The sequence below is a fragment of the Roseateles sp. AC306 genome (assembly GCF_979253795.1).
In genome coordinates, this window is sequence record NZ_CEEDEB010000003.1 from 306,685 (window position 1) to 328,381 (window position 21,697).

Below are 21,697 nucleotides of genomic sequence, written 5' to 3' on the forward strand. Positions count from 1 at the left end.
GTGAGAGACCGGCAACGCTGCCGGTCGTTTGGAGACAACAAGGAACCCACCCCATGAAGTTCACTGACGGACAGTGGATGCTTCAGCCGGGCGTCGCCGCGCACTACGCGGCCGAGGCCTACGCGATCGAAGTCCACGAAGACCGCCTCGTCGTGCTCGCCACGACGCGCCCCATCAAGCACCGTGGCGACACGCTGCAAGGCCCCACGCTGACCGTGACACTCAGCTCACCGCTGCCCGGCGTGATCCGCGTCAGCGTGGAGCACTACACCGCGTCCAGCGCGCCGCGCCTGCACATCCCGATGGTCGGCGCCGGCAAATGCCCCGTGCAGATCGTCGACGGCGAAACCAAGGCCACGCTCACCTCCGGCCCCATCTCGGTCGACGTCAAGAAGGGCGACGGCTGGAGCCTCACCTTCCGCGAAGGCGAGCGCATCCTGACCAAGAGCGACTGGCGTGGCCTCGGCTACATCCAGTACGCAGGCAAGGGCAATTTCGTCCACGACCAACTCAACCTGGCCGTCGGCGAGAACGTCTACGGCCTGGGCGAGCGCTTCACGCCCTGGGTCAAGAACGGCCAGATCGTCGAGAACACCAACAAGGACGGTGGCACCGCCTGCGAGCAGGTCTACAAGAGCGTCCCCTTCTACCTGACCAACCGCGGCTACGGCGTGCTCGTCAACGAAGCCGGCCCGGTGTCCTTCGAGGTCGGCTCGGAGAAGGTCGCCCGCGTGCAGTTCAGCCGCGAAGGCGAGAGCCTGGACTACTGCGTCATTGCCGGCCCCAATCCCAAGGCCGTCCTGACCCGGCTGACAGCGCTGACAGGCCGCGCCCCGCTGCCGCCGGCCTGGAGCTTCGGCCTGTGGCTGACGACCTCGTTCACCACGCAATACGACGAGGCCACCGCCACCCACTTCATCGACGAGATGAAGCGGCGCGACCTGCCGCTGGCCGTCTTCCACTTCGACTGCTTCTGGATGCGCGAGTTCCAGTGGTGCGACTTCGCCTGGGACCCGCGCGGCTTCCCCGAGCCCGAGGCCATGCTCAAGCGGCTGCATGACAAGGGCCTGAAGATCAGCCTCTGGATCAACCCGTATGTGGCGCAGAAGTCGCCGCTGTTCGCTGAAGGCGCCAAGAACGGCTACTTCATCAAACGGACGAACGGCACGACGTTCCAGACCGACCAGTGGCAGCCCGGCATGGCCATCGTGGACTTCACGAACCCCGCCGCCAAGACCTGGTACCAGAGCCACCTGCGTCGCCTGCTGGCGCAAGGTGCGGACTGCTTCAAGACCGACTTCGGCGAGCGCATCCCGAGCGAGGGCGTGACCTACTTCGACGGCTCCGACCCCGTCGAGATGCACAACCTCTACGCGCTGCATTACAACCAGGCCGTCTTCGAGCTCCTGGAAGAAGTGCAGGGCAAGGACGCCATCGTCTTCGCGCGCTCGACGTATGCCAGCGGCCAGCGCTTCCCCGTGCACTGGGGCGGCGACTGCTGGAGCACCTTCGAATCGATGGCCGAGAGCCTCAGAGGCGGCCTGTCGCTGACGAGCTGCGGCTTCGCCTTCTGGAGCCACGACATCGGCGGCTTCGAGGGCAACCCGCCGCCGGCCGTCTACAAGCGCTGGATCCAGTTCGGCCTGATGTCCTCGCACAGCCGCCTGCACGGCAGCAGCTTCTACCGCGTGCCCTGGCTCGTGGACGAAGAGAGCTGCGACGTGCTGCGCGCCTTCACGCGGCTCAAGCATCAGCTCATGCCGTATCTGTACGCCAAGGCCCACGAGGCGACGGAGACCGGCGTGCCGCTGATGCGCGCGATGCTGCTGGAGCATCCGAGCGACCCGGCCTGCGCGCCGCTGGACCGTCAGTACCAGCTCGGCGAAAGCCTGCTCGTGGCGCCCGTGTTCACGGAGAGCGGCGAGGTGGACTTCTATCTGCCCGAAGGGACGTGGACCCACCTGCTCAGCGGCGAGAAGAAGCAGGGTGGCCGCTGGCACAAGGAGACGCACGACTTCCTCAGCATGCCGCTGTACGCAGCGCCGAACAGCGTCATCCCCTGGGGCGCCGAGACCGAGAAGCCGGACTACGACTACGCCAGCGGCACCGTGCTGCGCGTGTTCGAGCTGGCCGACGGCAAGAGCGCGGCCTTCACGGTCGTGGGCCTGGACGGCAGCGTCGCGGCACGCGGCACGGTCGGCCGCAGCGGTGGGCAGTACACGGCGCAGGTGACCGAAGGCGCGCTGCGCAACTGGGCACTCGAGGTGGACGGTCAACGCAGCGCCGTGAAGGCCGAAGGCGCCTCGCTGAGCTGGACGGCCTGACCGGCTGATCGGCCCGCAAGCCGGTGGACGCTCAGTCGTCCGCCGGCTCACTGCTTTTGATGGAGTCACCATGGCCTGGCGTCGCGTTCTGTTGATGTTGTTGCTTGCCCTGACCAGCCTGGCTCAGGCAAGCCCACGCGAGCGCCTGTCGCTCGACCAGGGCTGGCTCTTCCACAAGGGCGACGTGCCCACGCCGCCCATCAAGGGCCATGGCGCTTCATACAACGCAGCCAAGGCGGGCGGCGTCACCGGCGCTGCGTCGACCGGCTTCGACGACTCCGGTTGGCGCCGCCTGGACCTGCCGCACGACTGGGCCGTCGAGGGCGGCTTCAACCCCAACGAGAACCTCTCGCAGGGCTACCGCGAACGCGGCGTCGGCTGGTATCGGCGCTATTTCAAGCTGCCGGTCACCGACCGCGGCCGCCACATCGAGCTGCAATTCGACGCCATCGCCACGCACAGCACCGTCTGGGTCAACGGCAATGTTGTCAACCGCAACTGGTCCGGCTACAACGGCCGCAACATCGACATCACGCCCTATCTGCGCTACGGCGATGACGTGAACAACATCGCCGTGCGCGTGGACGCCGATGCGATGGAAGGCTGGTGGTACGAGGGCGCCGGCATCTACCGCCACACCTGGCTGGTCAAGCGCAACGCCGTGCACATCGCCACCGATGGCCTCCATGCCAACCCGGTCAGCACGGACGGCAAGCGCTGGTCGCTGCCGGTAGAGATCGAGGTGAACAGCAGCGGCAAAGCGGCGCAGGACGCCGAGGTCCAGGTGATGCTGATCGACCCCGCCGGCAAGACGGTCGCGCGCTCGCGCAGCAAGGTGCGTGTGCAGCCGCTGGGCACCAGCACGGCCAGGTTGCAACTGTCGATTGCGCAGCCGCAGCTTTGGACACTGAAGGACCCGCGCCTGTACCGGGTGCGCGCCCGGCTGACGGCGGGGCAGACCGTGGATGAATCAGAGATCCAGACCGGCTTCCGCACGATCCGCTTCGACGCCGACCAGGGCTTCTTCCTGAACGGCCAGCACGTCAAGCTGCAAGGCGTCTGCATCCACCAGGACCACGCCGGCGTGGGCGTTGCCGTGCCCGAGGCCATCTGGGAATTCCGGCTACGCCGCCTCAAGGACATGGGCGTCAACGCCATCCGCTTCTCGCACAACGCGCCGGCCGCCGAGGTGCTGGACATGGCCGACCGCATGGGCCTGCTCGTCATGGACGAGAACCGCAACTTCAACCCGTCGCCCGACTACATGCAGCAGCTGACCTGGCTGGTAAAGCGCGACCGCAACCACCCGAGCGTCATCCTCTGGTCGGTCTTCAACGAGGAGCCCATGCAGGGCACCGAGGTGGGCTACGAGATGGTGCGCCGCATGGTGGCCGCGGTGAAGGCGCTGGACCCGACCCGACCCGTGACGGCCGCGATGAACGGCGGCCTGTTCGCCGACATCAACGTGTCGCAGGCCGTCGACGTGGTCGGCTTCAACTACCAGATCAACGACTACGACCGCTTCCACAAAGCCAACCCCAAGCTGCCGCTGACCAGTTCGGAAGACACCTCCGCCTTCATGTCGCGCGGTGAATTCAAGACCGACCGCGCCCGCAACATCATGGCCTCCGACGACACCGAGGCCGCCTACTGGGGCAACACGCATCGCCAGGCCTGGAAGGCGATTGCCGAGCGGCCCTTCATTGCCGGGGGCTTCCTCTGGACCGGCTTCGACTACCGCGGCGAGCCCACGCCCTTCGAGTGGCCCAGCGCCGGCTCCTTCTTCGGCGCGATGGACCTGTGTGGCTTTGCCAAGACGGCCTTTTGGTTGCATCGCGCGCAGTGGGTGAAGCTGGAGGACGCGCCCGTCGTCAAGATCGCGCCGCACTGGAACTGGACCGGGCAGGAGGGGCGCAGGCAGCGCGTCATGGTGCTGAGCAACGCGCCGCGTGTGCGCCTGCTGCTCAATGGCCAGTCCGTGGGTGAGGCCGATGTCGACCCCTTCGAGATGGTCACTTTCGACGTGGCCTACGCGCCCGGCAAGCTGGAGGCCGTCGCGCTGAAGGGTGGTGCCGAGATCGCTCGCGACGTGGTCGAAACCAGCGGCGCGGCGACCCGCCTGCTGTTGACGCCCGACCGCAAGGCGCTGGCCGGCGACGGCCTGGACGCGATGCCTGTCACCGTCAGCGCCCTCGACGTGCAAGGCCGGCCGGTGCCCACCGCCAACGTCAAAGTGCGCTTCGAGCTGAGCGGCGCGGCCGCCATCATCGGCGTGGGCAATGGCGACCCGAACTCGCACGAGTCCGAGAAGGCGCACGAGCGCAGCCTCTACAACGGGCTGGCGCAGGTCCTCGTGCAGAGCCATCGAGGCGGCGGTGGCGAGGTCAAGCTGCGTGCGCTGGCTGACGGCCTGCAGACTGCCGAGATCACCCTCGCCGTGCAGCCCGTGCCCACGCCGCCAGCCGTGGCCGCAGCCGAACCCGTCACGCAGTTGCTGTACTGGCGCATCTCGCCCGCGCACGGCGCACAGCCCGACCCCAACGTCCAGCTCGCCGACAACGACATGAACACCTGGGGCTGGGGCGAGGTGCCGATCAAGCAGGCCGCCGAGGCGCCGGCTTGGCGCCTGTACCGCACCGATCTGCGCCTGCGCGCCGACCTCAACGACGGCCGTGCGCGGCTGGTGTTCCGCGAGCTGGCCGGCAAGGCCCAGGTGTGGCTGGCCGGCGCCAAGCTGGGCGAGAAGACCACGGATGCGCCGGGCGAGTTCTCGGTGCCGCTGCCGCAGGGCGCGACGACGCGCCAGCTGACGGTGATGATCCAGTCCGACCCCGCGCAGCCCTCGGGTCTGCGCGGCAAAGTCGTCGTGGTGAAGCCATGAGCCTCATCAAGCCCCTCCTTCTTGCGCTGCTGCTGTTCGTCGGCGGCCACGCCTCGGCGTCTCGGCAGGTCATCGTGCTGGACGACGGCTGGCGCTTCCTGCGCGCCGACGCGGCCGGCGCGAGCGGCACCCACTTCGACGACTCCGCCTGGGCCGCGGTGCGCCTGCCGCACACCTGGAACGGTGTCGACGGTGAGGCGGGCGGCGCCTACTACCGCGGCCCCGGCTGGTACCGCCGCGAGCTGCAGCTGCCGGCTTCGGCACTGCGCCACTTCCTGCAGTTCGATGGCGCCGCGCTGCGTGCCGAGGTCTGGGTCAACGGCGAGCGCGCCGGCCACCACGACGGCGGCTACGCGGCCTTCCGCATCGACATCACGCCCTGGCTGCGCGCCGGCCGCAACCAGATCGCCGTGCGCGTGGACAACGCCACGGCGAAACACGTCGCGCCGCTGGGCGGCGACTTCACCGTCTTCGGCGGCCTCTATCGCGGCGTCAGGTTGCTGGCCGTGCCAGCCGCCCACTTCGACCTGCTCGACGATGGCGGGCCGGGCGTCTATGTGTCAGCCACCGAGGTCAGCGCCGAGCGTGCCCAGCTGGCTTTGCGCGCCCGCGTGCGCAACGACGGCGACGCGGCCCGGCGCCTGTCGCTCAAACTCAACCTGCGCGACGCGACCGGCCGGGTCGTGGCGCAAGGCCAGCAGGCATTGCAGGCGGCGCCCGGCACCACCGTCGTCGCCGAGCAGCCCTGGACGCTGACCCAGCCCCGCCTCTGGCAAGGCCCCACGGACCCGCACCTCTACACGCTCATCGCCGAACTGCGCGACGGCGCCGACGTGCTTGACACGCTGACGCTGCCGGTCGGCCTGCGCCATGTGCAGATCGACCCGCAACGCGGCCTGCTGCTGAACGGCCGGCCGCACGCGGTGCATGGCGTCAACCTCTTCCACAGCGGCCGCCCGGGCCAGGGCCTGGCCGTCAGCGACGCGCAGATCGACGAGGACTTCCGCATCCTGGGCGAGCTGGGCGTGACCGGCCTGCGCTTCGTCCACTTCCAGCATCCGCAGCGTGCCTATGACAACGCCGACCGCGCCGGCCTGCTGACCTGGACCGAGATTCCGCTGAACTCGGCGATGGACGAGGGCGACGACTTCCGCGCCAACCTCGCGCAGCAGATGCGTGAGCTGGTCAAGCAGAACCAGCACCACCCGTCCGTCGTCATCTGGGGCGTGGGCAACGAGGTCTACCGCTCCGATGAGCCGATCGTCAAGCTGCTGGCCGACATGAGCCGCCTGGCCCACGAGCTCGACCCGACGCGGGCGACGGCCTACGCCCACTGCTGCGCCGCCGACGATCATGCGATGGCGCGGCAGACCGATGTCATCGGCTTCAACCGCTACTACGGCTGGTACGACGGCCAGTTCAGCGACATCGGCCCCTGGGCCGACCGCGTGCACGCCGGCCAGCCCGACCGCGCGCTGTCGCTGGCCGAGTACGGCGCCGGCGCCAGCGCGCTGCACCAGCAGGACCCGCCCGTGCGCCCCAAGCCCACGGACCGCTGGCACCCCGAGCAATACCAGGCCTTGTTCCACGAGGCCTACTGGCCGCAGATCGCCGCGCGGCCCTGGCTCTGGGGCAGCTTCGTCTGGGTCGGCTTCGACCTCGCCTCGGCCGGCCGCAACGAGGGTGACCGGCCCGGCATCAACGACAAGGGCCTGGCGAGCTATGACCGGCAGACGCGCAAGGACGCCTTCCTCTACTACCAGGCGCAATGGAGCCGCCAGCCCGTCATCCACATCGCCAGCCGCCGGGCCACGCCGCGCGCTGCCGGCCGGGTCGACATCAAGGTCTACGCCAACGGCCGCAGCGCGGTGCTGAACCTCAACGGCGTCGACCTGCCCGCACAGGCCGTGCAAGGCGGTATCGCGCGTTGGGACAGCGTTATCCTGAGCCCCGGCCGAAACCGCCTGCAAGCCCGTGGGGACAACGGCGCGGTCGACAACATCAACTGGGTCGTCACTCCATGAACCGACAGATTCTTTGCGCCGCCCTGCTGGCCGCAGGCCTGACTCAAGCTCAGGCTCAAACCGGCGAGATTGCCGTCAACCAGATCGGCTACCTGCCCGGCGCGGCCAAGCTGGCCGCCATGCCGGCGGTCGACGCCGCGGACTTCACGGTCATCGACGCCGACAACGGCCGCACCGTGCTGCGCGGCAGCCTCGGCGCCGCCGCGCGCTGGGCGCCGGCCGGCCAGGATGTGCGGCTGGCGGATTTTTCCGCGCTGAAGGCACCGGGCCGCTACCGCCTGCAGGTCAAGGGCCTGCCCGACTCGCCGCCCTTCGTCGTCGCCGTCGACGCCTACGCCGCCGTCAACGCCGCGTCCATCAAGGCCTTCTACTTCAACCGCGCCAGCACGCCGCTGCTGCCGCAGCACGCCGGCAAGTGGGCGCGCGCCGCCGGGCATGCCGACGACAAGGTGATCGTGCATGCGTCGGCGGCCAGCGCCGGCCGCCCCGAGGGCACCGTCATCAGCTCGCCCAAGGGCTGGTACGACGCAGGCGACTACAACAAGTACATCGTCAATTCCGGCATCACCGTCTATACGCTGCTGGCCGCGTGGGAGCAGTTCCCGGAGCTGTTCAAGGCGCAGAACCTCAACATCCCCGAAAGCGGCGGGGGACTGCCCGATCTGCTCGACGAGGTGCTGTGGAACCTCGAATGGATGCTGACGATGCAGGACCCCGCCGACGGCGGCGTCTATCACAAGCTCACCAACAAGAGCTTCGACGGCAACCAGATGCCGCACGAGACCAAGGGTGAGCGCTACGTCGTGGCCAAGGGCACGGCCGCCGCGCTGGACTTCGCCGCCGTGATGGCGCATGCCAGCCGCGTCTTCAAGCCTTTCGAGGCGCAGCGGCCGGGGCTGTCGGCGCGCCTGCGCGAGGCTTCGGTGGCCGCGTGGAAGTGGGCTCGCGCCAATCCCAGCCTGGCCTTCAAGAACCCGTCCGACGTGCGCACCGGCGAGTACGGCGACGCCAAGCTCGACGACGAATTCGCCTGGGCCGCCGCCGAGCTCTACCTGACGACCGGCGAGGCCGCCTACCGCGACGCGCTGAAACTGGACGGGCTGGCCATCCGTGTGCCCGGCTGGGGCGACGTGGCAGGTCTGGCCTGGACAAGCCTGGCCCAGAACCGCGACAAGCTCACGAAGGCCGATGCCGACCTGGTGGCCCAGCGCGTGCGCGGCTTCGGCGATGAACTCGCTGCCAGCTGGAAGGCTTCTGCCTACCGCGTGACGATGGAGAGCAAGGCCGACTTCGTCTGGGGCAGCAACTCCCACGCGCTGAACCAGGCGTTGATGCTGATCCAGTCCTATCGCATCAGCAATGACCGCGTGCAACTGGACGCGGCGCAGTCCGTGCTGGACTACGTGCTGGGCCGCAACCCGCTGGGCCAGAGCTACGTGACCGGCTTCGGCACCAAGCCGCCGATGCACCCGCACCACCGGCCGTCCGAGGCCGACGGCATCGACGCGCCCGTGCCCGGCTTCATCGTCGGCGGCCCCAACCCCGGCCAGCAGGACCAGAAGAACTGCCCGGCCTATCCGTCCAAGCTGCCAGCGCTGTCGTACATCGACCACGGCTGCAGCTACGCCGCCAACGAAGTGGCGATCAACTGGAACGCGCCGTTGGTCTACGTGTCGGCGGCGCTGCAGGCGCTGACGCCGAAGGCGCCCTGAGAAGGCGGGCGAGACGATGTTCAAGTGGATCGCCTGTCTGCTGCTCGGCCTTTCGAGCGGGTTCGCCGGGACGGCTGAGGCGGCCGACTGGCATCGCGCCGAGAGCCCGAATTTCCGGCTGTTGGCGCGGGCGTCTCGCTCGATGACGCAGGAAAAGCTGCAGGACCTCGAACGCCTGCACCAGGCCATGCTGCTGACACTGGGGGTTGGCGCAAACCTGGTGCGGTCGCCGTTTCCCATCCTCATGAGCGACGACCCCGAGATGATCGGCCGGGTCGTGCCGCACCTGCGCAACCGCCAGCTCGCGGGCCTGTTCGTCCCGCGGGCCGACGGCTCGCAGGCCTTCGTCTTCAATAACCGGGGCGCCGACACTGAGTTCACCGGCAAGGTGATCTTCCACGAGTATGCGCACCGGGTCATGGCCCAGTACGCGCGCATCAGCTACCCCGTCTGGTACGTGGAAGGCTTTGCCGAATATTTCGGTTCGACCGTCATCGAGAGCGACGCCGTGGTGATCGGCGCCGGCAACCCGAGTGCCGAGATCCTGGCGCGCCGACCCTGGCTGGACGCGGCGCGCCTGCTGAATCCGAAAATCCAGTCCACCGGTCAGCAGGACATTGACGACAGCTACTTCCAGGTCTTCTACGCCCAGTCCTGGCTGCTGACGCATTACGTGCTCTCCAAGTCGGAACGCACGCAGCGCTTCAACGAGTACTTCCGCCGTGTCGCCGCGGGCGAGGACCCGGTCGCCACGCTGGAGCCCGCCACCGGCATCGCGCCGCTCAGGCTCAACGGCGAACTGCGCCGGCACCTTGAGAACACCTACTCCGCACGCATTCCCAACGCAGCGCTTCAGACCGTGGCCGTGCGTGTCAGCGAGGTGGCCACCGACGAGGCGGAGGCCGAACTCGACGCGATGATCATCACGACTCGCCCCGAGGCCGAGCATGGCAAGCTGGTGCTGCAGCGCCTGCGCGAACGCGTGAAGAAGGCCGGCGGCGAGCGTGCGCCCGATGCCATGCGCTGGGCCCTGGCCTATGCCGAGATCCGCTACGGTGAATCCGAGAAGGCGCTGGAGATCCTCGGCCCCTGGGCGCAGCAGGACGCGCCGCCCTTCGAGGCCAACCGGCTGCTTGGCTGGGCCTGGCAGACCCGGGCCGCGCACGCCACAGGTGCCGACCGCACGCAGGCGCTGGACCAGGCGCGTGCCTTCCTGGTGGGGGCCTACAAGCAGCGCCGCAACGACGCGCCCACCCTTTACCAGCTGGCCCAGGTGCTGAGCCAGAAGGGACTGAGCCCCAGCCTGAGCAACTCGGCGGAAGCTGCCAACGTGCTCGAACCGCAGGTGGGCGAATATGCCTACCTGGCGATCTGGGTGCACCTGCAGGACGGCAACCGCGACAAGGCCCGGCGCGGCCTGGAGTCATTGGCGAACAACCCGCACGGCGGCGAGTCCACCGAGCGAGCCCGCGCCGCGCTGCAAGCCCTGCAATCCAACCAAGAGGTCTCCGACGTCCTCGCCCTCCTGAACGGCAGCAAGAAGCCCACCCCACCATGACTCAGCAGACCTACCGCCATCCGCTCACCTGGGTGCCCTCGCTCTACCTGGCCATGGGGTTGCCCAATGTGATGGTCGGCGTCGTCGCCGCCATCATCTACAAGAACCTGGGTGTGTCCAACGAGGACATCGCCCTCTACACCTCGCAGATGTACCTGCCCTGGGTGCTCAAGCCCCTGTGGGCGCCGCTGCTGGAGGCCTACCGCAGCAAGCGCTTCTGGGTCATCAGCATGGAGTTCACGATGGCCGCCGGCCTCGGCCTGGTGGCGTTGTGCCTGCCGCTGGAGGGCTTCTTCAGGCTGTCGCTGGCCTTCTTCTGGCTCGTCGGTTTTGCCTCCGCCACGCAGGACACCTGCGCCGACGGCGTCTTCATGACGACCGTCTCCAAGACCGACCAGGCGCGCTACTCGGGCCTGCAGGGCATGTGCTGGAACATGGGCGCCGTCATCGGCTCGGGCCTGTTCGTGTCCCTGACCGGCTATCTGCACAACCACGTCGGCATGAGCTGGGTGCAGTGCTGGGTCATCGTCGTGTCCATGGCGGCGGCCGCGATGGCGCTGTTCGGCATCTATCACGTGCGCGTGCTGCCGCCGGGCTCGCCCTCGGCGCTGCACGGCCAGGGCCTGGGCGTCGGCCTGAAGGCCACGGCCGAGGCCTGGATCACCTTCTTCAAGAAGCCGCAGATCTGGATGATGCTGGCCGTCATCTTCTTCTACCGCTTCGGCGAAGGCTTCATCGAGAAGTTCGGCCCGCTGTTCCTGCTGGACGCGCGCGCCGCCGGCGGCCTGGGCATGGACAACGAATCCCTGGGCCACATCAACGGCACCGTCGGCACGCTGACCTTTATCGCCGGCGCCTTCCTGGGCGGCTTTCTGGTCGCGAAGCGCACGCTGCCCCGCAGCTTCTTCACGCTGGCCCTCGTGCTCAACATCCCGCACCTGACCTACTTCTACCTCGCGCAGACGATGCCGACCGACACGCTGACCATTGCCGTCATCGTCTCGATCGAGAAGTTCGGCTTCGGCATGGGCTCGGTGGGCCACATGCTTTACATGATGCAGCAGATCGCCCCGGGGCCCTTCCGCATGGCCCACTACGCGATGGCCACCGGCGTCATGGCGCTCACCAAGTGGGGCACGGGGACGGTCAGCGGCTTCATGTGGAACGCGGTCGACCACAACTACCTGAGCTTCTTCGGCTGGGTGCTGGTCTTCTCGGTCCCGCCGGTGATCCTGGCCTGGCTGGCGCCCTTCCCGCATGACCACGAAGAAGCGGATGAGTTCGGCGGCCAGGCTGCGCCGGCGGGTGGCCACTGATGGGGCTGCTGATGAGCGTCTTGCTGGCCACGGCCGCCTCCGCGCCCGCCTGCGGCCCTGATGTGCTGGGCACGTCACGCACGCTGATGCTCAAGCGCGAGGGCGCGGCCTGGGGCACCGCCCAACATGCGGCGCTGCCGACGCTGGCGCCGGGCGAGGTCGTGCTGACCTTTGACGACGGCCCGCGACCCGAGTCCACGCCGGTCATCCTGAAGGCGCTGGCCGAGCAATGCGTGAAGGCCAGCTTCTTCATGAATGGCGAGCCGATGCGCCAGCATCCGGCGCTGGCCCGACAGGTGCGCGACGCCGGCCATACGGTGGGCATGCATGGCGACCAGCACCCGCACTTCTCGCAAATGCCCGCGCCTGCCCAGCTCGCCGACCTCGACGCCGTGGTGGCCTCCTACCGCGCCGTACTGGGCAGCGAGCCGGCGGCCTACCGCTTCCCCTTCCTGGAGGAAACGCCCCCGCTGATGAAGGCGCTTGCTGACCGGGCCATCACCGTCATGTCCATCGACGCGGGTGCTGAGGACTGGCTGCCCGAGCAGACGCCGCAGATGCTGGCGGACAAGCTGCTGGATGGGTTGGGCAAGAGTGGCGGTGGCATCGTGCTGCTGCATGACGCGCAAGATCAGACGGCGAGGGCGATGCCGTTTTTGCTGCAGGCGTTGAAGGGGAAGGGGTACCGGGTGGTGCATCTGCGCTGGGAGTGATGACCAGGAATTTTGTGCATACCCCAATCGGCCGGTTCTAGCGATTGAGGGGGTGAGCCTATGTGGCGATGGCGCTTTCTAGCGCGTCGCATCGTGCTGGTAGTCGATCGTCTTTGAGAGCCGTGCGTCTGCTCGATGCATTGCCGGGACGGACCCCCGGCAATGCAACGAGCAGCACGGACAACCGCAAAAGCGGCGAGCATGGTGGCGTCAGCTTAGACACACGCGCCACACTTCGACGGGTATCAGCGGCTGCACCACACATTGCAAGCCGCCCTCCTACACACGTTCGCCACGTGCAAGGTGACATTCATCGCATCACAGCTGCAAGCGCGGTGCCTCATGAAAGTCGTTCTCCACGTCATCCTTGGCAGCATCCTCGCAGCGGCCTTCACGAGCGGTGCGTGGGCTCAAGCAGCCATGCCGGCTTCGTCACCCGCCTCCGCAGCCGAGCCGATGACTGCTGCGTCCAAGCAGGTCCCGACGCGAAACGCCGCCATCACGGCCGCCGAGAACGCCAAGGAGCCCGGCAATCAGCGGCCGGAGGAACGGGTGATTCCGCAGATCTCGATACCGCTCAAGCCGAGGAACAGCACCGCCGCCGCAATCACTGCCTCGGCGCCTGCCGGCAATGTGCCCGGTGGCGTGGACGACGGCGCGGCGCGTTGCATGGCCGCCAGTAGCGCAACGGCCAAGGCAGCCTGTGAGCGCGGGCTGGCGTCGTCGGCGCCGGTGAAGCCGCAGCGCTGACCCTGCTGGAGAAACCAAGATGACCGTCCGCAGCCTTCTCTCATCCGTCCTGATCGGCGCCGTCGCCAGCGCCCGCTCGATGACGCCCATGGCGTCCATCGCCTTGGCCCGGCTCGCAGGCCGTCGCACGCCAGGGGAACTTTTCCTGCTGGACCGGCCGCTGTTCAAGTTCGGCGCCCTGGTGATGGGTGTGGGCGAACTGTTCGGCGACAAGATGAAGACGGCGCCCGACCGCACCGTGGCCCTGGGGCTGATGGCGCGCGTCGCGAGCGCAGGAATTGCCGGCGCCGCGCTGGCGCCGCATGGCAAGGAGCGAGCCGGTGCCACGGCGGCTGTCGCGACCGCCGTGCCGCTCGCCTACGCCACGCTGGCCGCCCGCAAGCGCGCGATGGCCCGTATCGGCCAGACCCGCAGCGGCTTGATCGAAGACGCCCTCGTGGTCGCCGCGGGTTTGGCCATCGTGGCGTTCGTGGTGGGGCGGAATCGCGGTTGATAAGCAGAGGCTGGCCAATTCCGGCCAACCACCGCCCTCGCTCAAGCCGCCAGCGCGGCCCGCACCGGCACTTCCGCGTAATGGCTCAACTGCATGGTGAACAGCGCCCGCCCCGAGCTGAGCGCGCGCAACTGCCCGATGTAGCCGAACATGCGCTCCAGTGGCACATCGGCCGCCACGGCAACCGCGTTGCCGCGTGCCGCCTGGCCCTGCACCTGGCCGCGCCGGCGCAGCAGGTCGCCGATGACATCGCCGAGCGATTCGGCCGGCGTGATGACCTCGACGGCCATGACCGGCTCCAGCACCGCAGGCGCCGCCTTCAACACGGCCTCGCGCAGCGCCGCCGCCGCCGCCAACTCGAAGGCCAGCGCCGACGAGTCACGCACATGCGCGCTGCCGTCCAGCAGAACGGCCTCGAAGTCCACCAGCGGATGGCCGGCGAACGGACCCGCCTGCGCCGCCTTGCGAATGCCCGCCTCGACCGCCGGGATGAACTCGCGCGGGATCGCGCCGCCCATGACCTGGCTCTCGAAGCGGAAGCCATCGCCACGCGGCAGCGGCGCGATGCGCAGCGTCAGCTCGGCGAACTGGCCGGGGCCGCCGCTCTGCTTCTTGTGCACATGGCGCAGCTCAGCCGCGGCCTTGATGGTCTCGCGGTAGGCGACCTGCGGGCGGCCCGTGGCCACGTCCACGCCGAAGCGTGAGCGCAGCTTCTCCACCGCCACTTCCAGCTGCAGCTCGCCCATGCCGGACAGCAGCGTCTGGCCCGAGTCGGCGTCCTGCCGCAGCCGCAGAGACGGGTCTTCACGGACGAGCACGCCCAGGCCCTTGGCAAGGGCTGCGGCATCGGCCTGCTTGCGCGGCTCGATGGCGACGTCGATGACGGCCGCAGGCACGGCGATGCTTTCCAGCACGGCCGCGTCCTTGGCGGACGCCAGCGTGTGGCCGGTCAATACGTCCTTCAGGCCGACGACGCCCGCGATGTCGCCCGCGACGAGTTCGTCGCGTTCGACGCGCCGGTCGGCGTGGATCTCGTACAGGCGAGACACGCGTTCGGGCTTGCCGGTGCTGGCGTTGAACACCGTGTCGCCGCGCCTGAGCCGGCCGCTGTAGACGCGCACGAACACCATCGCGCCGTGGTCGTCGGCGGTCAGCTTGAAGGCGAGGGCAGACAGCGGGCCGTCGGTCGTTGCGGAGCCCGGTGCTTCACCAGGACTGGGCAGGTAGGCCACGACGGCATCCAGCAGCGGCTCCACGCCGCGGTTGCGGAAGGCCGAGCCGGCCAGCACGGGCACGAAGGCGCCCGCGAGGGTGCCGCGGCGCAGCGCCGCACGCACGTCGTCCACAGGCAACTCGGCGCCGCGCAGCCAGGCGTCCAGCAGTGCGTCGTCCTGTTCGGCAGCGGCTTCCATGAGACGCGCACGCGCGGCCTCGGCAGCCGGCAGCAGCTCGGCCGGGATGTCGCTCACACGCGGCGGCTCAGAAGCGTCGTCGCGGTCCCAGACGAGGGCCTGCATCGTCAGCAGGTCCACCACGCCGCGGAACTCGCCTTCCGCGCCGATGGGCAGCTGCAGCGGCAGCGCGCGCACGCCCAGGCGGTCCTGCAGGGACGCGACGACGCGGCCGAAATCCGCGCCCACACGGTCCAGCTTGTTGACGAAAGCGATGCGCGGCACGCGGTACTCGTCCGCGAGGCGCCAGTTGGTCTCGGTCTGCGGCTCCACGCCGGCCACGCCGTCGAAGACGACGACGGCACCGTCCAGCACGCGCAGCGAGCGGCGCACCTCGAGGTTGAAGTCGATGTGTCCGGGTGTGTCGATCAGGTTGATCTGCGTGCCCTGCCAGTGCACGGTCGTGGCCGCGCTGTGGATGGTGATGCCGCGTGCCCGTTCCTGCGGGTCGAAGTCCATCGTCGTGGCGCCGTTGTGCACTTCGCCGATGCGATGGTTTTCGCCCGTGTAGAACAGGATGCGTTCGGTGGTCGTGGTCTTGCCCGCGTCGACGTGGGCGATGACGCCGATGTTGCGCAGCTTGCGGAAGGAGGTGTTGGTGCTCGAGTTCATGGCGATTCCTGAATGAGTGAGGGGCCAGCCCCTCAGACGGAATCGCCGAGGGCACTAGCGCAAAGGCAGGACGCCGAAGCGCAGACGCGACAAAGCCGCGCTCCGGCGCTCGGGAATCGTGGCGATCAGCTTGTCGAAAGTGCGTGTGCGCATGGTGTTTGAACCTAAACCCGGCAGTCAGGCGAGCCCGCTGGTCTGGCGCTTCAGGTCGCTGGCTGCGTTGCTTCTCCTAGCGGGCATCAGCCCACGTCGTCGGCGCGCCTTGCCAGCGTCCTGCCTCTCCAGCCCCTCGGGCCCGCCCAACTACCGGATCTAGGTTGAGAAAAACAAAACCCCGGGAGGTGCGAGCCTGCCGGGGTTTGTTTGAACCGGAAGGCGGGGCGCCTTCCGAACACGGTCGAAGGGCGTCTCAGGTGCTGAGGCGGGCTTGGGTCGTGTGGTTGATCTTCATGATGGGTGCGATTGTCTGTCCGCCTGAACAGGCCTGGGATTGGTGGGGAAATCTGGTGACGCGGCTGTCGGTTTCAAGGGACTCCACGTCGGCCGGCCGCTGTCGAGTTCAGAGAAACCGTCGTGATCCAAGCTTTGGTTTCCGGCCTGCGCTGAGGGCGCCAACGTGGGCACCCCTCCAAAAGTTGGAAGCCAGATCCGCCGGAAGTTGGAAACCCGTTCCTGGCGAAAGGTGGAAAGCAAGGGAATTCCTCCGCCACGCCTCCTCGACATCTCGGACCGGTTGGTTTGCAGTGATGCATTTTGTGGCTGACGTTTGGTGGCTCACGTGCTGAGCCAGCGGCTTGAGACCATGGGTGGACGCGGTTATGTGGGCTAGCGCCAAAACAACTCGTTGTTAACAACAGGTCAGTAAGTACAATTGCCCCGTGCGCTTCACGCCAGCTCAAGCATTGGATCTCGTCGGTATCACCGGAGAGACGCTGCGGTATTGGAAGAAATTGATGCCTTCGTTGGCGGGCAAGCGGGGGCATTCACCGTCCTATACGAGGGCAGAAATCGTCGGGCTCATCGTCGTGCGACGGCTGGTTCGGGAATTCCGGATGGACGTGAGTGCACTAGCGCCGCAGTCCGAAACGCTGTTCGGCTTGTGCGCGGCGCAGTGGGCGTTGCCGAGCCGCCGGCTGTTGAGAGTCACATGCGATGGGCGGGTCACCGCACACGAGGCGCTTAGCGCTGAACACTTGGCCGAGGCGGTCATCGTGTTTCCGTTGGACACCGCGATCCAGGAACTCGAAGACCGCCTCAACGAGCAGGAAGCAGGGACTCAGATGGAACTCGTAGGACTGCCGCCTGTGTCAGTTAAGACAAAAATGAGGAGAGCGCTGTGAACGATCTTTCACAGGCAGATGTTTGGCGCAGACAACTTGGGTATCTCCCGGTGCCGCTGTTCGGTGTCTCGAAGGAGCGTTCCTATGTGATGCTCAACGGCGGCAAGGGCAACTTCTGCCTTGACGTTGACGAGGCCAGTCCGGACCCGTCCGTCGGGGCACAACTTGCATGGTCCGCTGACGTTGACCACTACCTTTCCGTTCGAGGCGACAAGCTGAGCCTCCTGCGCTGGGACCAACCAGCTGTGGGATGGGCCGAGCAGTACAACGTGTCTGACGTGGCGTCCAAGTTGGACGTTTTCCAGCGATACATCGAATCAAAGCAGGCGCCACGTGAACGCTCAGTGGTGTCGCGCGCCGTATCGGTCTACCGTGCTGTAAGAGCACGTGGTCGCAAAGATGGCGACCGCGAGGCGATGCTGGCGTTTATGGCGGTTCTGAATGCAGCCTTGAAGAGCCAGGATGGCAGGTCGTCACTTGCCGCGCACTGGCCGGAAGCTGTCGAGGCTTCCGAAGCGGCTCGATCGCTGCTCACAGCAGTCGGCATCGACATGGTTGTTGATCAGTTGCTGCGGCCTGATTTGAGCAACCGCAAGCCTCCGTCGATCTCGTTGATGGTTAGGCACGCTTCCGGGCGAATCTTTCAAGAAGCCCACTACCTCGCGCTGGCACCTATTCAGGAGGACATGTTCTTCGGGGGACAGGTTAAGGTCGCAGGCCCCGCCTCAAAGGCTCTAGGGGCCTTCTTCACGCCTACACCGCTGGTGCGTACGCTGGCGGAACAGACGTTGACCCGAGTCGATTTGAAGTCAAAGCATATCCACGTGTTCGACCCGGCATGTGGCAGCGGCGAATTCCTGCGAGAAGCGGTTCGTCAACTGGCACTAGGGGGCTTCAAAGGGACGGTCACGATCACCGGCTACGACATCTCGGCGCCCGCGTGCCTGATGGCTCGGTTCGGGTTGGCGGCGGAAGCGGCCACGTTCAGCGGCTCGCTGTCGATCAACATCGTTCATCGTGATGCCCTGGATGGAGAGGCCTGGGTGACGGACGTCGACGTCTGCCTCATGAATCCACCGTTCGTGTCCTGGCTCGACATGGAGCCGTCGCAGCAAAAGACGGTCAGCCGTGTGCTCGACGAGACTCACTCCAAGCGCCCGGATATGGCGTCCGCTTTTGTGCGGCTTGCAGCGGAGTCGTTGTCTCCGTCGGCAGTGCTCGGAGCGGTACTGCCCGCCTCGTTCCTTGACGGCACGTCGTCGGCGCCTCTGAGGGAATTTCTGCTGGCCGAGAATACCGTTGAGTTGTCTGCACGACTTGGCAATCAAGCGGTCTTCTCGGACGTCACCGTCGACCCCGCGCTGCTCATCCTGAAGCGGAGAGCTATGCAGCCAGTGATCGAGCCTACGCTGCTAGTTTGGGCAGACCATGCCAGCGGTTCTTCCGATCACGCTTTGCGCGCTCTCCGACGTCATGACATGCCGCATGCTCCAGAGTGCCTTGAAGACCATAAGAACTTCAGCATCTATAGCGTCCCATCGCTTCAGTCTGCCAAGGACTGGGCGCCGCGGCCATACGAGTCGGCAAACGTGCTGTCTGCCATGTCGGACAGTCTGCTCGTTGGAGATCGGTTCTCGGTCCAGCAGGGCGCTATCACCGGGCTGAACGCTGCCTTTTTGCTGGACAACGACGCATACCGTGCGCTGCCGAAGAACGAGCAGCAGTTCTTCCGTCCCGGCGTCGTGAACGAGACGATTCGCAACGGGCAGATTTTCCCCGGAACATGGGTCTTCTACCCCTACGGTGAGGGTGTGCCGACGATCACGTCCGAGGCCGACCTCAAGAAGAAGCTGCCGCACTACTTTCAGGCGAAGCTCTATCCGTATCGCGAGGCTCTGATTCAGCGCGCGCGCATCACGGAGGCGAACTGGTGGCGTCTGTCAGAGTACCGCAGCTGGCAAGTGGCGCGGCGCCCAAAGATCATCTCTACCTACTTCGGGTTGGCAGGATCTTTTGCACTGGACAGGGTCGGCGACTTAGTCGTCGTTCAGGGCTACGGCTGGCAACCCAAGCGAGAAGGGCTGACCGAACAGCATCTGGTAGCGATAGTTGCCACGTTGAATGCGCCGATCACGAACACCCTGCTCGCCGGCGTCTCGAACAACCTTTCTGGTGGCCAATGGAACTTGTCGAAGCGCTTTGTCGAGAGGATGCCGCTGATCGATGCGCAGCGACTACCTGACTCACTGCTTGAGCCGTTGTGCTACATCGGCGAGAGGATGGCCCAGGGTGAGGAGTGGGACAAAAAGGCTCTAGACCGCCTTGCACGCAAAGCGTTGGGATTCGGTTCTAAGGCGGGCTGAGCATCATGGCAAGCGGCAGGGGAAAGAAGAGGCAGAACAAACTCGTCTCAGTTCCGGAAGGGCTGCAGATCGGTGATGACAAAAAGTTCTATAGGGACGTTTGTACGGCATTGACGAATGCCCTTGGCCTTGGATTCCTCGACCAAACGAACAAGCAGTCAGGGCAACGGCAGTTTGTCTATATTCGACAGCCCAGCTCACCCACTGTTCAAGGGCGCAAGGGTCCTCTGCCGGCTCTACCGATTTACGTCGACGACAGGCAATCTGCGTGGTTGGTTGTCGAACTCGAGTCGGAGTACGGGACGCCTCTTATGCTCAAGCACATAAGCCTCAAGCTTTTGCAGGGCACGACCGCCGACGCAGCTCACCTGTGCTTCCGTGCGGAATGGGACGTGCGCGACGCAGAGCTCGCCCACGCGCAGCCGCACTGGAACGTGCATGCACCCCGAGGCATGGATGTGGGACTATCCGAGGAAATCGATTTCCAGACTTTCTCGGGACGAGAGAAAGCTGCCGAGGTCTCCACGTTCGCAGACTTCGCAATAGCCGAGGCAGTAACCACAGCTGTGGCGCCTCAAATCGGAACACCGGCATATGGCCTGTCCATAGAGCAAATGCACAAGTTCCACTTTGCCATGGCCGCGAACTGGCATGTGACCGACGGCCGGGCCGGGCCGAGGATCAGCACGACCCAGGAGGTTGTCTCGTGGATCAGCTCGTGCGCGCACTACATCAAGGGTCAGTTCGCTTTTGTGATGGGTGCTTGAACGCAGGCCAGCAGCAGTCCTTTTCAGACACCCAGCTATCAGGCGCAACGTGGCACGGCCATCGGCGTCACGGCGCCATCATCGCCACGGTCTTATGAACGCTGAGCACGACGCAGCGCACAAACGGCCACTGGTCCCTGACCGCGGCTAACATTGCGAATCATGCCGAGCAACCCCTAGTGCGCAAGAACACTCAGGGGAATGACTAGAACGAGCAAGTCCAGGGAGGACGCATGGCCGACATACAGAAGCGGTTGATCCAGCTGCGCGCCCGCCGCGTGGGTGATGACCGTCCGACGCGGACGCTGCTGGACGCGGCGGAGACTCGCGACGCGTTGATCAAGTCGCTGACTCCATCTAACGAGTCGTGGGAAGAGAAGCGCCAGAACAAGCCGTTTACTGCCTATGCGATCGGGGCCATGCAGCCCGTCGACGCACAGTACACGCGGGTGAGCCGTGAGGAGGCCAAGCGGGTTGAGGATCAACTCAAGCCGAGATTGTCTGCACGAGGAATTCCGACCGAGTACCGCATCCAGGGCTCCGTCGCACTCGATGTCCATATCCGACGCGTCAGTGACGTCGACCTCTTGGCGCTGGATAGAAGTCATCTCACCTACGAACGCCACGGCGTCATGGCCGGTCGCGGCATATACCTTGGGCAGCCTGCCAGGATGTCGTTCATGGTGCTGACAAATCTTCGTCACGGCATCATCACCAGCCTGGAGGACGCGTTTCCGCGGGCGAAGGTGGAGCCCGGCTCGAAGGCGGTCAGCGTTTCGGGGGGATCACTTCGGCGCGTTGTCGACGTCGTTCCATCACACTGGCATGACACCGGCGAGTACCAGCTGTCGCAGCTCGAGCGAGACCGTGGCGTCACCATCCTTGATGCCAGCGACGGCAAGACGATCGAGAACCTGCCGTTCCTGCATATCCATCGCATCACGGAGCAGTGCAACGCCACCTACGGCGGCTTGCGCAAGGCCATACGCCTGTGCAAGCAGCTGAAGGCCGACATGGAAGCCGACGGCCGCACCGTTGCGCTGCCCAGCTTTGACATCGCGGCCTTGATGTACCACGCCAACGAGCTGTGGCTCCGCTACGGCATCGTCTCCGAGCTGTCGATCCTTGGAGAGGCACAGCGCCACCTCGACTACCTGGCGGTGCATCGCACAGAGGCCCAAAAGCTCAAGACACCGGATGGACTTCGCGCCATTCTGGACACCGACAAAAAGTTCGAAGGGCTCACAAGCCTGTCAGTCGAGATGGACGACTTGGTCCGTCAGGTCGCGAGAGAGCATGGCGTCGCTGACCCGTCCAAGCTGACGATGGACGGGCTGAGGTCCACGCTGCGATCCGTGACTGCAACCGCCTGACACCGCCGGGTCACTGAGTG

General features: G+C 66.4%; 14 protein-coding genes. 13 read left to right on the forward strand and 1 reads right to left on the reverse strand.

The window, feature by feature from the left end:
* Nucleotides 1-53: 53 nt before the first annotated feature.
* The 9 genes from yicI (at nucleotide 54) to AC0IZJ_RS09530 (ending at nucleotide 13,771) form a co-directional block, all read left to right on the forward strand.
* Nucleotides 54-2,324, forward strand: a complete 2,271-nt coding sequence (gene yicI, locus AC0IZJ_RS09490) for an alpha-xylosidase (protein ID WP_471848952.1) — start codon at nucleotides 54-56, stop codon at nucleotides 2,322-2,324.
* A gap of 70 nt (nucleotides 2,325-2,394) precedes the next feature.
* Nucleotides 2,395-5,205 carry a beta-galactosidase GalA gene (galA, locus tag AC0IZJ_RS09495; protein WP_471848954.1) on the forward strand — a complete coding sequence of 937 codons (2,811 nt, stop codon included), beginning with the start codon at nucleotides 2,395-2,397 and terminating at the stop codon, nucleotides 5,203-5,205.
* Nucleotides 5,202-7,229: a glycoside hydrolase family 2 protein gene (locus AC0IZJ_RS09500; RefSeq protein WP_471848956.1), complete on the forward strand. Its 2,028-nt coding sequence runs from the start codon at nucleotides 5,202-5,204 to the stop codon at nucleotides 7,227-7,229. Before galA ends, AC0IZJ_RS09500 begins: the two co-directional genes overlap by 4 nt.
* Nucleotides 7,226-8,941 (forward strand): glycoside hydrolase family 9 protein, encoded by a 1,716-nt coding sequence (locus AC0IZJ_RS09505; protein ID WP_471848958.1) that lies wholly within the window; start codon nucleotides 7,226-7,228, stop codon nucleotides 8,939-8,941. The genes AC0IZJ_RS09500 and AC0IZJ_RS09505 overlap by 4 nt, the downstream gene beginning before the upstream one ends.
* 16 nt (nucleotides 8,942-8,957) lie before the next feature.
* Nucleotides 8,958-10,499 carry a hypothetical protein gene (locus AC0IZJ_RS09510; RefSeq protein ID WP_471848960.1) on the forward strand — a complete coding sequence of 514 codons (1,542 nt, stop codon included), beginning with the start codon at nucleotides 8,958-8,960 and terminating at the stop codon, nucleotides 10,497-10,499.
* Nucleotides 10,496-11,815: an MFS transporter gene (locus AC0IZJ_RS09515; protein ID WP_471848962.1), complete on the forward strand. Its 1,320-nt coding sequence runs from the start codon at nucleotides 10,496-10,498 to the stop codon at nucleotides 11,813-11,815. The genes AC0IZJ_RS09510 and AC0IZJ_RS09515 overlap by 4 nt, the downstream gene beginning before the upstream one ends.
* A gap of 11 nt (nucleotides 11,816-11,826) precedes the next feature.
* Nucleotides 11,827-12,528, forward strand: a complete 702-nt coding sequence (locus tag AC0IZJ_RS09520; protein WP_471848963.1) for a polysaccharide deacetylase family protein — start codon at nucleotides 11,827-11,829, stop codon at nucleotides 12,526-12,528.
* A gap of 342 nt (nucleotides 12,529-12,870) precedes the next feature.
* A complete protein-coding gene (locus tag AC0IZJ_RS09525) occupies nucleotides 12,871-13,278 on the forward strand; it encodes a hypothetical protein (protein ID WP_471848965.1) in 408 nt (135 codons plus the stop codon).
* Between the two features lie 19 nt (nucleotides 13,279-13,297).
* Nucleotides 13,298-13,771 carry a hypothetical protein gene (locus AC0IZJ_RS09530; protein WP_471848967.1) on the forward strand — a complete coding sequence of 158 codons (474 nt, stop codon included), beginning with the start codon at nucleotides 13,298-13,300 and terminating at the stop codon, nucleotides 13,769-13,771.
* A 41-nt stretch (nucleotides 13,772-13,812) separates the two neighbouring features.
* Here the strand turns inward: AC0IZJ_RS09530 and fusA are convergent, their stop codons facing one another.
* Nucleotides 13,813-15,834: an elongation factor G gene (fusA, locus tag AC0IZJ_RS09535; protein ID WP_471848969.1), complete on the reverse strand. Its 2,022-nt coding sequence runs from the start codon at nucleotides 15,832-15,834 to the stop codon at nucleotides 13,813-13,815.
* Between the two features lie 878 nt (nucleotides 15,835-16,712).
* On the opposite strand from fusA, the gene AC0IZJ_RS09540 reads away from it, so the two are divergent.
* The 4 genes from AC0IZJ_RS09540 to AC0IZJ_RS09555 all read left to right on the forward strand — a co-directional run bounded on the left by AC0IZJ_RS09540 (nucleotide 16,713) and on the right by AC0IZJ_RS09555 (nucleotide 21,677).
* Entirely contained in the window at nucleotides 16,713-17,174 is a 462-nt protein-coding gene (locus AC0IZJ_RS09540) for a hypothetical protein (RefSeq protein WP_471848971.1), read from the forward strand.
* Nucleotides 17,171-19,537, forward strand: coding sequence for an HsdM family class I SAM-dependent methyltransferase (locus tag AC0IZJ_RS09545; protein ID WP_471848973.1), 2,367 nt, complete (start codon nucleotides 17,171-17,173; stop codon nucleotides 19,535-19,537). Before AC0IZJ_RS09540 ends, AC0IZJ_RS09545 begins: the two co-directional genes overlap by 4 nt.
* Nucleotides 19,538-19,542: 5 nt before the next feature.
* Nucleotides 19,543-20,304, forward strand: coding sequence for a hypothetical protein (locus tag AC0IZJ_RS09550; RefSeq protein WP_471848974.1), 762 nt, complete (start codon nucleotides 19,543-19,545; stop codon nucleotides 20,302-20,304).
* Between the two features lie 233 nt (nucleotides 20,305-20,537).
* Nucleotides 20,538-21,677, forward strand: coding sequence for a nucleotidyltransferase-like protein (locus AC0IZJ_RS09555; protein ID WP_471848976.1), 1,140 nt, complete (start codon nucleotides 20,538-20,540; stop codon nucleotides 21,675-21,677).
* Nucleotides 21,678-21,697 lie beyond the last annotated feature (20 nt).

Bases quoted from the DNA above. Each gene is read 5' to 3' on its own strand.
- yicI (WP_471848952.1), top strand. From the start codon at position 54: ATGAAGTTCACTGACGGACAGTGGATGCTTCAGCCGGGCGTCGCCGCG.
- galA (WP_471848954.1), top strand. From the start codon at position 2,395: ATGGCCTGGCGTCGCGTTCTGTTGATGTTGTTGCTTGCCCTGACCAGC.
- AC0IZJ_RS09500 (WP_471848956.1), top strand. From the start codon at position 5,202: ATGAGCCTCATCAAGCCCCTCCTTCTTGCGCTGCTGCTGTTCGTCGGC.
- AC0IZJ_RS09505 (WP_471848958.1), top strand. From the start codon at position 7,226: ATGAACCGACAGATTCTTTGCGCCGCCCTGCTGGCCGCAGGCCTGACT.
- AC0IZJ_RS09510 (WP_471848960.1), top strand. From the start codon at position 8,958: ATGTTCAAGTGGATCGCCTGTCTGCTGCTCGGCCTTTCGAGCGGGTTC.
- AC0IZJ_RS09515 (WP_471848962.1), top strand. From the start codon at position 10,496: ATGACTCAGCAGACCTACCGCCATCCGCTCACCTGGGTGCCCTCGCTC.
- AC0IZJ_RS09520 (WP_471848963.1), top strand. From the start codon at position 11,827: ATGAGCGTCTTGCTGGCCACGGCCGCCTCCGCGCCCGCCTGCGGCCCT.
- AC0IZJ_RS09525 (WP_471848965.1), top strand. From the start codon at position 12,871: ATGAAAGTCGTTCTCCACGTCATCCTTGGCAGCATCCTCGCAGCGGCC.
- AC0IZJ_RS09530 (WP_471848967.1), top strand. From the start codon at position 13,298: ATGACCGTCCGCAGCCTTCTCTCATCCGTCCTGATCGGCGCCGTCGCC.
- fusA (WP_471848969.1), bottom strand. From the start codon at position 15,834: ATGAACTCGAGCACCAACACCTCCTTCCGCAAGCTGCGCAACATCGGC.
- AC0IZJ_RS09550 (WP_471848974.1), top strand. From the start codon at position 19,543: ATGGCAAGCGGCAGGGGAAAGAAGAGGCAGAACAAACTCGTCTCAGTT.
- AC0IZJ_RS09555 (WP_471848976.1), top strand. From the start codon at position 20,538: ATGGCCGACATACAGAAGCGGTTGATCCAGCTGCGCGCCCGCCGCGTG.